Genomic DNA, 15721 nt, shown 5'->3' with positions numbered 1-15721 from the left:
AAAGTGTTTCTTAGGAAATGCAAACTATGCACCGCTTGGGGGGAAGTACAATTTTCTAAAAAACACCCCAATCATTAAGCGTCCAATAATTGGGGTGCGGTTAACGGTTCATTTCTCTTTGCAGTATTTCAAAAAATAAACACACATGATAGCCATCTACTGTTGCATGATGTACCTTAACATTCACCGGCATTAGCAATTGTGTCCCAACTTTTTCGTACTTTCCAGTAGTAATCATTGGTGTTATATTATTTTTGATAGCTCCTGGATGAGATGAAAAATGTTCAAAATGCATCCAAGGAATTGATGAAATATTCACCACGTTGGGTGGAACAGCTCCCATTGGCGCGATATCTGTTGTGTTTGCAAAGTCTTTTATAAGCTTTTTGTACTCACGGTCAACTGATTTATAATCTGTTAACCCTTCCAACCATAAACTATAAAATAACTCTGTTTCTTGATTAAAATTCGTAAACGTTGGCACTAATTCTTTCCATTCTACTAATTGCTTATTTTTGTGGGCATACCTAAAATTCGGAATCTTGTTAACCGATTTAGTCAAATTAAAAATGGAGTAAGCATAAAAACTTATAGATTCATCTTTGCATTTTTTAACTGCTCGTGTAACATCAATTTTTACTGTCATTTCAAACGTTGTGTCTGTCGCCATAAAATACTCATAATAATTTTTTCTTGCAAAACTTTCTAAATCAATGATTTGATAAGATGTCATCTATTTCAACCTCTCATTTAAAATATTATTATAATTTCACTACATTGTTGGCAAGACAGCAAGTATAAAACTTTGCATAATTATCTTCAAAATTTATTTTGCCTTTTATGATAAATAAAGCCTTCACAAGTCATTTTAAGCCACTTAAAATCAAAAATACGAAGTTTTTTAAAGGGAATAAAACTGCAACTAATACTCTCGGATATTTAGCTCTAATAACGAAGCAAATTGTATCGCTTGAGACGTTGATACTATACATCCTTTTAAGTTCTCAATTGAAACAGTTAAATAATCAAAATCGGATGAGCTTATATCAATACCTTTTAATGGTGTCTCTTCAAAGCTCGCTCCATTAAGATTGCATGAAAGAAATTCTACTTTTTTAAGCTTACAGTCAAAAAGGTCAGCGCTTTCTAACATAGCATCATCAAAAATCACCTTTTCAAGTTTTGAGTTACCGAACGTAACCATATTAAGAATTGATTCCCTAAATCTTGTATTACCGATATAAGACTCTGTTAAGTTGCTGCCAAGTAACTTACAATTGAGAAACTCAACTCGATTCATGGAGGCATTACCCAAATTAGCATTGGATAAATCACAATTCTCAAAGCGCACATCAGTAAGATCAATTCGGCTAAAATCCGTATTTGCGAAATTACAATTCCTAATCACTGTTTTATATAGTCTCAATCTTTCAAGTACTTCGTTGGCAAATTCTGAATCGGTAACCAAACACATATCAAATTCCGGATATTCCTCGTAAAAAATATCTGTAAATCTTCTTTCTGTTAGATCTTCAGGGATCTTGGGTGTGTCAATCTTCACTGTATACCTACCTACTTTCAAACTAATTTAATTCCTTTATAAACTATCTAGATACAAATATAAGGAAACGCACGTTCTTTTACAAGGTTTGACTTTTATGCATTTTCTGATACATAAGATTCATCAACACGCATATCTTAACTGAAATTGTTTGCATGGAATCGGATAAAATGCCTTTATGAACTACTGGCCGTTCAGTCTGTTTGATGCCAAAAAATGTTTATCAAACAAGAAAAAGAAGATTAATTTAACTTAATTTATCTTCTCTTGGTAGAGTATATGATTCTCTATACAATGAATAAATTCCTAAAAAGTAGTTGACTACTTCTGTTAAGATAAATAAGCGTAGTTATATTCATATAAATACACAGTTAGTCTATCTTTGAACTGTTCAAAAATGATTTCTTGTTCATTTATACGTTTAAATTTTTTACTATCATAGAATCCATAATTACACTCACTGTCGGTGAAAACGTATATAGAATTTACTCTCATACTTTTCATGTAATTGGTCAAACTATTAAGTAACTCTCCACCTACTCCAAGACCTCTAGATTCCTGTGATACTATAAACAATTCGATACTTCCTTGAAAATTCTTTTCTTTTCCTTGAAACATTTCATTATAAGCTTTTTGAATCTTCCAGAATACATTAATCGCTTTTTTGTTTACCTTAGATATGAAAATACCTTTCATTAAAGTACATGCAATACTTATAATATTATAAGTATTCTTCAAACGATGTTTGTCTTTTAGAGCATTTCCGAGAATAATACCAATTACTTTATTATCTTTTTCAGCTACTTTACTAAAAGAACTACTAACAATACAATCTTGTAGATAAAATTTTAATACTAAGTCTAAAACTTTTTTATCTTTAATAAATCCATTGATATTAAAAGCATTATTAATTAATTGTTTTATTTGTTCGTAATCATCTTTCTCAAGATTTCTATATTTTATAGTACCCATTATTTCACTGTCCTTTTTTTTTCTATACAATAACATTAATGCCTCCCCTAAGGGTAGAGTCAACAAAAAGGAGGAAGATAAAATGAAAAAATTATTTTCTATTGGTGAAGTTGCTGATATTAAAGGGGTTACAATAAAAGCTTTAAGATATTACCACAAAATAGGTATTCTGACCCCAGCTTATATCGATGAGGAGACCGGTTATAGATATTATTCATTAGAACAGTTTATTTACATTGATATAATCAAAGTTTGTAGATTCTTAGGAATCAGTATTAAAGAAATGCAAAAAATTCTTATTGAAGGTAATACAGAGAACTTATTAAAATTTCTTGTTTTAAAAAGATATGAAACAGAACAAAATATGAAAAAAATGAAAGAAGTACTGGACACCATAGATAAATTAAATGACAGCGTAAAGTACGCTAAAAAAGTACTAATACATGAACAATTAACAATAAAGCATTTTGAAAAACGTTATATAATCACTGCTTCATGTAAAGAAGTAGGGGGTTTAAAAGAAATTCTTTATTATTCGGATTTAGATAGAGTGATTCAAGAGAGAAATTTAGCAACAACAATGGAGAGTGGCATAATATATTCCATCAACTCTAAAGGAGACTATGAACCAAGGTATGTTTTTCGTGTGTTAATTGAAAATGATGATATACACAAAGAACAAAATATAGATATATTGCCAGAAGGTAAATATTTGACACTTGCTTTTAGCAAGAATAATGAAGAGAAGAGCATCGCTAAATTACACGATTATGTAAAAGATAATAATCTGAAAATCAATAAATACATTGAAGTAGACCTTTTAGATGATATTTTTAATACTGATTCCTATAGTTGCCAAATACAATTTCTTATAGAAGACGAGGTGGGGTGTTAGATACCCTACCCATTTTTTTATCAAACAATGTTTAATGGTATCCCTCATATGCATTCATATATCACCTTTTCTACTTCCTTTAGATATTTTTTATTCAACTAAAGGCTGCGTTAGTTCAATAAGAAAAAGCTACCCTAAGGCAACCACTTGTTTAACTAAAGCACCCGTTAGTTGAAGAAGAACGGAGATGTCAACGTAAAAACTAATTTACTTTGAAGTTAATTAGTTCTTCATATTCGCCTGTATTAGTCCGCCATTTAATTTCAACAGTAGCGTGGTTTAACGATATAATTGCTTCATCTTTAGTAGCTGGAGGATTATTCCCTCCGCCCGTCCCAAAGGATATGGCAGTTTGTTCTTCTTGAGGTTCAATTTCCCCACCAAGTCCTCCTTCGTCCGTAACGACTGAATAAGTGACATATAGGAGTTCCTCATCTCCTGTATATTGGATTCCTCCTCTGTGAAGGAGATCGGTATCGGTCATCTCGTATATTAGTTGTGCATTCCACAAGTCGCCTTCACCAGTAGCTTTAATAGTTTCTTGATTTGAATAACAAGCAGTTAAAAACATGATAGTAAATAATAAAGTGAATATTTTTTTCAACATAACTCCCCCTAAAATGCGGATTGAATTGTCCCTAAGTAATAACTATTTCGACAATTGTATATAAATACCTCTTATTACACTAAACTGCCGCGTTAGTTCAATAAGAAAAAGCTACCCTTACAGGCAGCCACTTGTTTAACTAAAGCACCCGTTAGCACAACAAGGAAGTAATAAACTGGAGATTGACCACCATGACATAACACTATAAAATAAAAACATACTAAATTGGAGGTTTTTGTTTGTTAAACTTATGTTTAGAGCTGGGTGTGTAACACTTTCTTAATGACTTCGTGCATAAAGAAAGTGCCATTTATAGGATAAAAAATAAAGTATATAAAAAGAACAGGAGACTATAAATGGATATCATAATTCGACCAGAACTCAATATAGAATATAATTCAACTGAAGAAATTATTAAAAAAGCCTTTTTGAATGAAGAATATAGCGATAAGAGAGAACATCTACTTGTAAATAGGATTAGAAAATCAGATGCATTCATTCCTGAACTTTCATTAGTCGCATTAAATAAAGGAAAAAATATTATAGGTCATATTCTTCTATCTAAAATAAAAATTGTAGATGGTGATAACGCAGTCGATTCTTTGGCACTTGCTCCAGTTTCTGTTACTCCTGAGTATCAGAAAAAAGGAATTGGAAGTCAGTTAATTCACGCTGCGCTAAAAAACGCAAAAGACCTTGGATATCGTTCAGTAATTGTTTTAGGACATAAAGATTATTATCCTAAGTTTGGTTTTAAACCAGCTAGCTTATGGAATATTGAAGCCCCATTTGAGGTGCCTGATGAGGTATTTATGGCTCTAGAATTAACACATAATTCTCTTGAAAAAGTGCAAGGTGTCGTTCATTATTCAAAAGCTTTTTTAGAGTAAAACTTTTGAATGATTAGATTTTGATAAAAAAGAGGTTGTCCGAAAATTGTTTTATAAAATTTTCTATGGACTGCCTCTTTTTTATATGGATAAATCACTTAAAACATTTACATTTCTTCTTCAACTCTACTGCTCCTTTAGTTTAAGTGTAACATTTCACAATGCATATCTGAGATCAACTTAATATTTTGGACATAAAAATAGACCATCGAAATGATGGCTATATTTTGCTAAAGCACCCGTTAGTTGAATAAGAAATCTAAATATTCTTCTGTAATAATTCTTTCAGACCATTGGGATAAAGTATCTTCTTTTCATCAATAATTTCTTCTAAGGAAATCCATTTTGTAAATGTAGTTTTACTTCCTTTTATAACTTTAAAACTTTCTTTTTCATATAGATTTTGGTCTATAAATTCCACCAAGTAAATCTGAGTTATTTCGTGACCTATACTCCCTTCTATTCTAAAGATGTTTTCTAAACAGGCAATATAGCGTTTAACCACTATGTCCACTGCTATTTCTTCTCTATATTCTCTTATGATAGTTTCGCTGGACTTCTCACCAAGTTCAATTGTGCCACCAATTGGTCGATAATATGTACCTGTTCCCTTTGAATGCTTACCCTCTTGTTCTTCCAAAAGAATTTTATTCTTGTTTATTATTATCCCTAAAGTATTTGCTCTTGGATACATAGAATCCCCCCTTAATAAAACCCACAACAAAATGACGTTCAGCATATTAAATCTTATTGAACTAACCTGCGGCTTTAGTTTAATAAGAAAAATGCTTTACCCCTTCTTGAAGTAAAGCACCCGTTAGCTTAAGTGAAATCCTTCACAATTCAATATTCATACAAGGCAATAACAACTACTATTGCGTTTTTTCCTTTCTAGGAAAAGAAATAAAAATACCAAACATGCTGGAAATTAAAAACGAAATAACGCTAGGGAGTCTTGCTAAGGAATACGACCAATCAGATGAAATAAGTTCCCAACTATAAACAATAAAAATCACTAAAAAAATAAAAAATGCAACCCACCTTATCATTTTTTTGTTTTTCATATTTTCTATCCCCTCAATTCATTAGTTTATAAATAGATTCTTCTTACTATGTATATATTCCTTCGCTCACTAAACTGCAGCTTTAGTTCAAGAAGAAAAAGGCTTTACTCCTTCTTGAACTAAAGCACACCGTTAGTTGAATAAGGAATTATTCTTTTACCATCCAAGTTATTGATTCAATAATAATATCTGGTCGATCAACATGGATTAAATGACTCGCCTCTTGTGCTAATATCAATTTACTATTTAGAGAAAGATTAACTTGGTCCATAATTAGTTCTTGCCACTTTTCTTCAAATAATCTTAATTCCGACTCGGGTAACCCATCCTCAGTTCCCAACCTAATATTATGTTCTTTATCTCTACCAATTACAATTAAAGGGACATCGGGAAATTTCCCTAGGATTTTTATATTATCTGCGTCCTGCTTCCAATTGCTAATTTCAGAATGCATCGCTTTGTATAACGAAGGATTAATCTGGAAATTTATTAAACGTTGTTGTATATCAAGAGGGAGTTGTTTTTGTTTTCTTGTAAGAGTAGGATTAATTATTTTTCTTAATTCTTCCTGACTCATTAGAGAATAAGAATTACATTTTTCCTTCCAAATATCATCAGTTGAACCTTCATTCAAAACTGGTATATCCAACTCGTCTATAACCTTTAAATCAACAGAAGTTGAATCTACTAATACTATTCCTGCAACCTTTTTAGGGTGTTCTTTCACAAAATGTTGGGCACATAACCCACCATATGAATGACCAACTAATAATACGGGTTCAAGTATTCCAAGTAGAAGCATCAACTCATTTATTTCTTTTACGACCGCCTGTGTATTACGGACTTCATTTCGAATTTCACTCTCACCAAGTCCAGGTCTATGAAACATTACTACTCGATTAGATTTACTTAATGAATCTATTACATCGTACCACTCATCAAATGAGCAACCCATCCCTGTAAGGATAATTACAGGTGTCCCATTTTTTCCTTTTTGAAGAATCTCAATTTTATTATGATTAATTGTTAAAAATTCACTAATATTACTCACCCCTTGCTTTATCTTATTATTGAAAGATAGATGCTCTTATTCAACTAAATGCAGCGTTAGTTTAACAAGAAAAACTAAAGTGACCTATACATCTTCTACTCGGATAGCTCACTTTAAATTTAGAAGAATAGATTGAAAATTACACTTATCAATATTACTCCAACAACAAAACCAATAATACCTATAGTTCGATTACTAATTTTACTCATAAAGTATCACCCCTCAAACATAATTGATTTAGATGTTTTCAACTAATCTGTCGCGTTAGTTCAAGAAAAAAGTGCCACTCCCAGACTGAAAGTAAAGCACCCCGTTTGTTCAATAATTTTCATATATTAACTTATTCAACACAATCGCAAAAAAACCTGCTTATTCAACTAATCTGCTTCGTTAGTTTAAGTGTAATGTTTCACAAACTTTCATAACGAATGGTTTCTGATTACAGATTATAGTTCTTTCAAAGTCCTATTAGCTCAATCAGAAAAACTATATTCAGAGTTACCTTATTTATAAAAGAGTTACACTATCTACATTAATGATGCTTCGATCAAAAAACGTTACTTATCTTTATCATTTTATGTTAAGGTTGTAAATCAAATTAGTTAAGTAAATTATTATCTTTCAAAAAATAAAGCATAATCTTCCCACCACAATAAATAAAGCATAAACTTTCCAAACGGAAGGTTTATGCTTTATTTCACAGCCCCGAACATCGTTTTAGTTCTTTTCAGCTCTTCGAGATAATCAATATTTTATCACTAAAAAATTATAATGTTTTATATAGTTTTAAGTATATTTTTGCCTAAAATAAAATTAAGTATATCCTTGCCATAACGGCAAAGATATACTTAAAGTCACAAAACGCAATTTCTAGCGATAGTTCTTATATGTGGAGACGGTGGGAGTCGATCTGCTGTCTCTTAGAAAAGCATTGCGGAGATACAGTTTCTTAAGTTTCCAGAATCAACACTCAGATTTATTTAGCAGTTTCATCAAGAATTTTATCTGGTTCACCACTCTCTCGACAAACTCATTCAAGACAGTCCATTACTTCATATTCTTCTTTACTTGGGCTGGATTTTTCACCTTTTTGCGTTAATCCTTCTTTCAACAACATTAACTCCTAAACAAAAACGCCCAAAACCTTTATAAATAAATGTTTGAGCGTTTCATAATACTGGCATATTTTCGTTAATGTAATTTAAAATAAAATATATTACTTATTCAAAGGCATATGAATTGGTTCAATAGTGTATGGTTCTTTAACCAGTTCAAGTAAAGTATCATTATCTTTCTTTTTATATATATTAACAATTGGTGTGATGGTTAGAGATGTTGCTTCCTCATGGAAATTTGTAGTAGTTAATCTAGGATAGCTACGACGAGTCTTAGGGAAATCTGTGCTATGGCCTATATCTCTATAGTGAATAGTGTTGTATTTATTTCCTAAATTATCAGATACAGTGTATTCAATTAGTACAACACGAAGTTCTTCATCTTCTTTTGCTATTAATCGTATATCAACCGCTTCTGAAAAGTAAAGTGTTGTAGAAATAGGTGTTTCCGTCATTTTTGTAACTAAGATCTCAATACCTTCCTCTTCAGTTATTATACTACCACCAGTGAATTTTTGTGTTTCACTTTCAAGTGCATTTAATGTAAATTGAAATGACCAATCTCCTAGAAAAGCATTACTTACATTATTTAAATCTAGTATTGTGTCGCCTTCCCAAGTAATATGAACCTCATCTGGTTTGGGACCTTTGATTAATTCGTAGTTATATACTACTACATATTCTTTTTCGCTTATTTTTTCTATTATATAATTTTCAGAGAATCCACTATGCTCATACTTGTCTTCAAATTCATCTGCAACCAATTTTCCTTCTAAAATTGGTCTATCTCCTAAATCCTTTTCACTTTTAATAGTATATGCTACCGTAATATTTTCCCCATCGTAAACAGCATCTGTTACCGTTACATTAATCCCATTACTTTCTTCGGATAACCCAATATCTGTTGAGTATGTATTATGTTTTTCAAACACATACTCCTCATCGTTATTGAATAATTCGAATATATCTCCCATAATAGGAAGTTTTGCTGCTATGGTAGGAAATGCAAAACTAAAAGTGATACTTGAAGCAACTAAAAGGGCAGCTGCTACAGAAAAGTTTCTTGAAATATGTCTTTTCTTTTTACCTTTCATTAAATTTTTTTTAACCCTTTCCTTCTCGAGATCACTTACTTCCATCGGTTCGAGATCCGTTTCAATATTAAGGTTATTAAATTGTTTATATAGTTTTTTCAAGTCAATATACCTCCCAAACGAATTTGTTGTAATCTTTTCTTCCCACGATATATTCGATTATCAACAGACGCCTTTGTTAAACCAAGGTGCTTGGAAATTTCTTCATTATTCAAATTTAAAAAGAATTTCATCGTAAAAATATCACGGTCTAATGGTTCTAATTGCGTCATCATTTTTAATAAATCTTCTGTTGATGACCTTATCAAAAATTCCTCTTCTGCGGACTTCACTGCATTCTTAATTTCAGTAATTTCAGTAACTATTTCAGTTTTTGACAGTTTTCTTTGTTTATCAATAGCTTTAAACTTAGCTATGGTACAAATCCATCGTCTGAAGTCTTCCTTATTACCCACAAATTGTCTAGAATTATCAAAGACACCTAAAAATGTATCATTAATACATTCTTCTACCGACTGAGGATCATTGTAGGATTTGAGGGAATTGTAGATAGTTGCTTTTACAATTCCGATATATTCCTCAATTACATATTCAAGTGCTTCTTCTCTCTTTTTTTTAAGATATTTTATAAAATTTTCACTTGTAATTCTCATACAACCACTCCTACCTAAATTGTAAAGGCCCTTACACTTAATACATCGTTATAATTTGGATATATTCTCATATTTATTAAAAATAGTTTGATTAATCGGCATTTTCAAAACCAGATTCAATTTAGTGCTTTTTAAAATATACTGCTGCGTTAGTCTAAGTAACATTTGACAATGGTTCATTGACATCTACTTGAGGGTTCGGACATAAAAATAGACCATCGAAATGATGGTCTTCTTTAACTAAAGCACCCTTTAGTTATTAAATTTTAAATGTTTGAATTAGGCATAGTTCATCATCAATCAGGTCTTGTCTTTCATCGGTTTCAATATTTAATTCATTATAAACTTTTTTCCAAAATGCAACAGCGCGCTTATTTTCAACAACCTGCAATACAAAATATTGCCCTGGTTTCTCTTCAAATATTTTTCCTACAGCCTGCACAGCCAATCCTTTACCTTTGTACTTGTTTAGTATAAAAAAGTCGTTTATGCCATAATCATAGCTTTTTTTCAAAAATGGGCGTTCTAATAGTAATAGAAAACCGATAATTTCATCATCCAACTTTATAAAATATGGCGATAATCCATCTATGTCCCAGAATTTATCCAATTCCTCATAATGAAAGGCACCATCTTCTCCAACATCTAAATTCGTAGTGAAATTTGAAAGCTCGTGAAGATACAATGAGTAAAAGTTACGCAAAATAGATTTTTCTAATTCCAAAACTTTTTTAAGTTTAAGAGTCATCGTATAATACCCCTTGTCTTTTTCAATATTGTAAATATTATACCATATTTTTATCCATTTTTTGAATATTTTAATATTACTTCTTATTGAACCAACCTACTTCTTTAGTTTAATAAGAAAGGATCCGATACTTGAGAAGAAATTTTTATAAATTACATATATCTTTCTTTTCAATAAAGTCTTCCTCACTTATTCCATTCTTATCAGTTAGCAACATGGATTGGAATCTTGCGAACAGTTCTTGAATCTCTTTTTTTTCATTTATAAAAGTCATACTTTTAACGTATTCTATTTCATCTTTATATCTTGTAATTTCTATCCATTTGGTTTCATCTTCTTTGCTATTGATATACATGGTATGAAAATTTAAGCTTTTGCTATAGATTTCTGATACTTTTTCTTGAAGACTTAGAAATTCTTCAACCTTATCTGGTTGAACATAATACTGATAAATTTTAACAAACAAATTTTCTCCCCCTTTATTTTCTCTATTTTACAAACCTGTCGCTATAGGTTAATAAGAAAAAAAGGCTTCACTCCTTCTGAAGTAAAGCACCACGTTAGTTTAAATAATAAATTTCGTTTAGAAGAAAATTAGAAGTAATGCTCCTACGATGAAACAATAATATGTGAAATAAACCAGCTTCCCATTTTTCATAATTCCCATAAACCACTTCATTGCAAAATAGGTCATTAAAAGTGTTGCAATAAATGCAGCTAAATACGGAATTGCTAAGTCTGCTTTATTCTGTTCATTTAGAAAATCAGAAAGACCTAGTATAACCCCTCCGAGGCTAACGGGAATATACAACATAAATGAAAATCGAAGTGCAGTATCTTGTTTCATTCCAACAGCAACTGCTGAAATAATCGTTGCACCTGAACGACTAATTCCTGGTGTTAATGCGACAGCCTGCCCTATTCCTACAATGAAAGCATCCTTTATCGTAATATCACCCTCGCCTTTATTACCTTTCAGATTGCGAATTAACCACAAGGCAATCCCTGTTACGAAGAGCATAAACGCAATCGTTGTCATACTAATACTTTCTGCAATAAAATCGCTTAATAATATCCCCAGTGCACCTGCTGGGATAGTACCAATTACTATAAAGAAAACAAAACGGAAGTCACTCTTATAACGCAGATTTTTCGTTTTCAAATAAAGAATTGAATTTCTTGCAAGTCTTACGATGTCTTTTCTATAAATATAAAGTATCGCAAATAGTGAAGCTGTATTTGTTAATATAGCAAAAGTAAATCCTTGTTCACCTAACCCCAAGATTTCACTTGCAATCATTACGTGCCCACTAGATGACACAGGAATTGGTTCTGTAAAACCTTGAACTAGCCCAATTATTATCATTTTTACTATTAATACAATATCTAATTCTCCCATTTTTACCTCCCTAAAATACTCATTCTTAGCTCAACTACTATTGAACCTTCTATTTCTAATTTTAAATATATAAAACTAAAATTAGAAAAACCATCGATTAATCTAACAATTTGATGGTCTTATGTTACATTTTAGTCACTTTAGTCTTTAGGTAGAAGTTAAAACCATTATTTTTCTTAAACTAAACTGCTGCGTTAGTTTAAGTGAAAAATTTCACACTGTATTGCTGAATCTTCTTGATGTTTTTGGACATAAAAATAGACCATCGAAATGATGGTCATATTTTACTATAGCACCCGTTAGTGAAAAAAAATTCAGGTTAACTATTTTATTTTTGTGAAATTCTTTAAAATCTTGAAGAAATCACTATCATTTTCGATTGTATAGGATTCGTTCGTATCAACGATAACAAGTAATTTTTTATCTGAATCAACATACATTGCATATCCTGTGTTAAATGTAATTTTGATCCGGTAATCGTAATCACTTGAAATATCTGTTACTCTTTCAAATTTAGCATTTTTAAAGGCATCTATAAGTTCCCGTTGCGTTTCTTCTGGAATATCAATCGATGTGAATATATCCTCTGTTTCAAAATCGATACTTGCCATGCTTACAAATGGGTTTTCTGCATTTAAATCAGCATAATCTCCTAATACATCTGATGCAGAATAAGTCCTATTAGCAAAGAAAATATTGTCATTTACATTAATTGCTATTGCCTCTTCGATATTTATATCCTTTATTTTAAATATTTTACTCGGACTTTTATATGGATTTTGGTCTTCAGAGTAAGACACAAGTTCTTGAATTTGTGTAATTTTGCCTATTTGTTTTTCAACCTCATTAGTAGCTAAAACTTCATCGGTCATTCGATAGGTTAAGTTGTCTATTTTAATTACGCCAGGTGTAGTGTTATTAAATTCAGCATTGCTTAATTTGTTCGTATTACATCCTGAAAGCAAAATAGAAACTAAAATTAAACCAATTGTTATTGCTTTCTTCAATGTATCCCCCTTACTACACACTTTTTAACTTCAATAACTTTCCATAAATATACCACTTTAACATTCAATTAAAAACATCTTCTAATTCAACTAACCTGCTGCTTTAGTTCAATAAGAATAAAAGCTTAACTCCTTCTTGAAGTAAAGCACCCGTAGTTTATGTGTAATTCGTCATAAAAGAACTGAGTGAGAAATAATGCTCAGTTCTTTTTCAGGGATCCAGTTTCATAACTGTACGATTATATTATTTCAGTACACCTACAAAGATAAAGGGAGCTTAATGCCATAACGTTGCTATAAAATTGTAAGTCAATGTAGTTGCTAGAGTATTATACAGTGGAAATTCACATGGAAATCATAGGACTACAATCACAGGCTAAATAAGAAAAAAGCTTCCTTATGTATCCCGTGAGAATATCAATTTATTAATCATAAAACCTTAAAATCTTTCATACTTTCTCCAAGAATATAGTGTGAAAACCACATCAAATTCTGCTTCATAATAGCCACATTAATTCCTGGCTGGTCAGAACTATATGCCATTCCTTTAAAAATAATTAATTCTGTATCAACTTCCATATCCCTTAATCCTTGATACAGCTCATATGCATTTGGAGTTGGAACTCTTGCATCCTTTTCGCCATGTTGGATTAAAGTGGGAGTACAGGCTGATTTAATATAAGTCATTGGTGATGTTCTAGTATATATCTCTGGATCATTCCATGGATTATTTCCTAAATACATCCTAATAAAGTATGGTATATCTGTATTTACATAATGGGTACTCCAATTAGTAATTCCACCTCCAACTGAAATAGCTTTAAATCTACTACTAAATGTAGAACAGAAAGCTGATATATATCCCCCGTTGCTCCATCCCATAACCCCTACTCTATCTTTATCTGCAATTCCTTTGTCAACTAGTTTATCCACTCCAGATATAACATCATCGTAGTTAGCAATTCCCAGTTTTCTATAGTTTGCCTTTAAGAATTCATTACCATATCCAGAACTTCCCCTGTAGTTTGGTTCTAAAACTATAAAGCCTTTTTCGATAAACTGTTCAATAGGATATTTCTCATTAAAACAGTCTGAAAATATTGGAAAGGATGCCCAAGCTGGACCACCATGGATTACCACCAATAAGGGATATTTTTTATTTGCGTCAAACTCTACTGGGGTTGATAAAACTCCCTCTATTTCAAGACCATCACTACTTTGCCATGAGATTATTTCCCTGTTACTTTTAAGCCTTCCTTTGAAAAAGCAATTTTCATTCGTTATTTTTTTATCGTCTAAATAGATTTCAAAGGTTTCATTTGTTGTAGCCTTATTATAGGATATAAAATTTCCATCCCTTGTTATAGAAGCATCCAATATAAAGCAATCTTCTTTTTCGCTTAACATTTCCACAGTGCCATTCTCAGATAACAAGCCAATAAGATAATTAGTTTTATTCTGCCATCTAATTAAAATCCCTTTAGCTGTCCACCGTAATGGAATAACCGTACTATCAAAATCTAGTAAAGGGTGAATTAGCTCTCCATTATTAATATCATAGATCTCTAGTGTACTGTCTTCTATATGGGTCTTATAGTGATCCTTCTCCATTATGCTTGCTGAATAACATATTTTACTGCCATCAGGAGAAAAGCAAACGCTCCCTCCCAACAACTTGTCTATATTCATCTTTTGTAGTTCTCCAGCTCTAATATCTAGTATGTATAGATCTCCATTAATGTAATCTCCCATATTTGGGCTTGGTGTAGCCATAATTACAACCTTTTCCCCATCATTTGAAATATCAAATTCATGGATCTGAAAATCCTTACCATCAGTTAGTTGATAAACAACGCAATTTTCATGTTCATATTTATCATTTTGTATCACTTTTTCCATTTCAATGTAATATAAACAATTATTTTGGTATTCCTTACCTATATGTAGGAAATCTCCATATAGTTCCTTACGTTTCTTTATCGCAGCAGATTCTGACTGTGCAACATAATAAAAACCCTTGCCAGTAGGCTCCCATTTGAAATTACTGACCCCTTCTTTCTCATCAGTAATTTGAACCCCACTATAACCATCTATTGTCTTAACAAAGATCTGATTTTTCTTATTATCCCCGTCACCAACTGGGCTAAGGTATGCTATATCTCTAGAATCTGGAGACCATAATGGGTATGTACTATCTACATCCCTAGTTGTTAATGGGTAACACTGCCCCTTATCTTTTTCATATATCCATACATGATTCCTATATTTATTGTCTTTCCAGTTAGCTGTCTTCTTGACAAATGCTACGTTTTTGCCATCATCACTTATGTTTGTACCTGATAAGGTTGGTAATGAAATAATCTCTTCTATACTTAGATATGTTTTTTCATTCATTTTCATTAATAATCTCCCTCGAACTATCATCAAATAGGCATAATCAAAAAATTAATTTATCATTTCTTGTTGCAAACTAGTTAATGACAAAAAATTCTCTATATTATTTTTGTCTAATTTATTATATTAACCACCTTGCTCAACTGGGGTGGAATTCTCTTTGTACAAATCTGGTCTTACAAAACTGTACATTTCATGAAACTGCCTAAATAAAGGCAACAAAAAATCGTAATCGGTTGCTCGGCATTTCGAATAGATATATCCATATTTT

The 15721-nt window shown here is 31.4% G+C and carries 16 protein-coding genes; 2 read left to right on the top strand and 14 right to left on the bottom strand.

What is annotated here, in order from left to right; translation table 11 throughout:
- Nucleotides 1-100 precede the first annotated feature (100 nt).
- From KD050_RS20810 to KD050_RS20800, 3 genes are all read right to left on the bottom strand, one after another.
- Nucleotides 101-733: a CatA-like O-acetyltransferase gene (locus tag KD050_RS20810; protein ID WP_211894186.1), complete on the bottom strand. Its 633-nt coding sequence runs from the start codon at nucleotides 731-733 to the stop codon at nucleotides 101-103.
- 189 nt (nucleotides 734-922) lie between these two features.
- A complete protein-coding gene (locus KD050_RS20805) occupies nucleotides 923-1561 on the bottom strand; it encodes a pentapeptide repeat-containing protein (RefSeq protein ID WP_211894185.1) in 639 nt (212 codons plus the stop codon).
- A gap of 330 nt (nucleotides 1562-1891) precedes the next feature.
- On the bottom strand, nucleotides 1892-2533 hold the full coding sequence (locus KD050_RS20800) for a GNAT family N-acetyltransferase (protein ID WP_211896388.1): 642 nt from the start codon (nucleotides 2531-2533) through the stop codon (nucleotides 1892-1894).
- 82 nt (nucleotides 2534-2615) lie between these two features.
- Between KD050_RS20800 and KD050_RS20795 the strand changes: the two genes are divergently transcribed.
- The gene (locus KD050_RS20795) at nucleotides 2616-3428 is read left to right on the top strand and encodes a MerR family transcriptional regulator (RefSeq protein WP_211894184.1); all 813 of its coding nucleotides are present in this window, start codon (nucleotides 2616-2618) and stop codon (nucleotides 3426-3428) included.
- 202 nt (nucleotides 3429-3630) lie between these two features.
- Here the strand turns inward: KD050_RS20795 and KD050_RS20790 are convergent, their stop codons facing one another.
- Complete coding sequence (locus KD050_RS20790; RefSeq protein ID WP_211894183.1) at nucleotides 3631-4032, bottom strand: hypothetical protein; 402 nt, start codon at nucleotides 4030-4032, stop codon at nucleotides 3631-3633.
- Nucleotides 4033-4391: 359 nt separating this feature from the next.
- On the opposite strand from KD050_RS20790, the gene KD050_RS20785 reads away from it, so the two are divergent.
- Entirely contained in the window at nucleotides 4392-4925 is a 534-nt protein-coding gene (locus tag KD050_RS20785; protein WP_211894182.1) for a GNAT family N-acetyltransferase, read from the top strand.
- 259 nt (nucleotides 4926-5184) lie between these two features.
- Here KD050_RS20785 and KD050_RS20780 read toward each other — a convergent pair whose 3' ends face one another.
- The 10 genes from KD050_RS20780 to KD050_RS20735 form a co-directional block, all read right to left on the bottom strand.
- Nucleotides 5185-5619: an NUDIX hydrolase gene (locus tag KD050_RS20780; protein WP_211894181.1), complete on the bottom strand. Its 435-nt coding sequence runs from the start codon at nucleotides 5617-5619 to the stop codon at nucleotides 5185-5187.
- A gap of 178 nt (nucleotides 5620-5797) precedes the next feature.
- Complete coding sequence (locus tag KD050_RS20775; protein WP_211894180.1) at nucleotides 5798-5989, bottom strand: hypothetical protein; 192 nt, start codon at nucleotides 5987-5989, stop codon at nucleotides 5798-5800.
- A gap of 148 nt (nucleotides 5990-6137) precedes the next feature.
- Nucleotides 6138-7040, bottom strand: a complete 903-nt coding sequence (locus tag KD050_RS20770; protein WP_235753870.1) for an alpha/beta fold hydrolase — start codon at nucleotides 7038-7040, stop codon at nucleotides 6138-6140.
- Nucleotides 7041-8256: 1216 nt separating this feature from the next.
- On the bottom strand, nucleotides 8257-9351 hold the full coding sequence (locus tag KD050_RS20765) for a DUF4179 domain-containing protein (RefSeq protein WP_211894179.1): 1095 nt from the start codon (nucleotides 9349-9351) through the stop codon (nucleotides 8257-8259).
- A complete protein-coding gene (locus KD050_RS20760; protein ID WP_211894178.1) occupies nucleotides 9348-9902 on the bottom strand; it encodes a sigma-70 family RNA polymerase sigma factor in 555 nt (184 codons plus the stop codon). Before KD050_RS20760 ends, KD050_RS20765 begins: the two co-directional genes overlap by 4 nt.
- A gap of 259 nt (nucleotides 9903-10161) precedes the next feature.
- Nucleotides 10162-10650 (bottom strand): GNAT family N-acetyltransferase, encoded by a 489-nt coding sequence (locus KD050_RS20755; protein WP_211894177.1) that lies wholly within the window; start codon nucleotides 10648-10650, stop codon nucleotides 10162-10164.
- 145 nt (nucleotides 10651-10795) lie between these two features.
- Nucleotides 10796-11116 (bottom strand): hypothetical protein, encoded by a 321-nt coding sequence (locus KD050_RS20750; RefSeq protein WP_211894176.1) that lies wholly within the window; start codon nucleotides 11114-11116, stop codon nucleotides 10796-10798.
- A 117-nt stretch (nucleotides 11117-11233) separates the two neighbouring features.
- A complete protein-coding gene (locus KD050_RS20745; protein WP_211894175.1) occupies nucleotides 11234-12049 on the bottom strand; it encodes an undecaprenyl-diphosphate phosphatase in 816 nt (271 codons plus the stop codon).
- A gap of 323 nt (nucleotides 12050-12372) precedes the next feature.
- On the bottom strand, nucleotides 12373-13056 hold the full coding sequence (locus KD050_RS20740) for a hypothetical protein (RefSeq protein ID WP_211894174.1): 684 nt from the start codon (nucleotides 13054-13056) through the stop codon (nucleotides 12373-12375).
- Nucleotides 13057-13485: 429 nt separating this feature from the next.
- Nucleotides 13486-15456, bottom strand: a complete 1971-nt coding sequence (locus KD050_RS20735; protein WP_211894173.1) for a S9 family peptidase — start codon at nucleotides 15454-15456, stop codon at nucleotides 13486-13488.
- Nucleotides 15457-15721: the final 265 nt, after the last annotated feature.

Origin of the sequence: Psychrobacillus sp. INOP01 (assembly GCF_018140925.1) — a bacterium.
In the GTDB taxonomy this organism is placed as follows: Bacteria; Bacillota; Bacilli; order Bacillales_A; family Planococcaceae; genus Psychrobacillus.
Note: the sequence above shows the minus strand (reverse complement) of the source record. Positions and strands in the feature narration are given on the sequence as shown.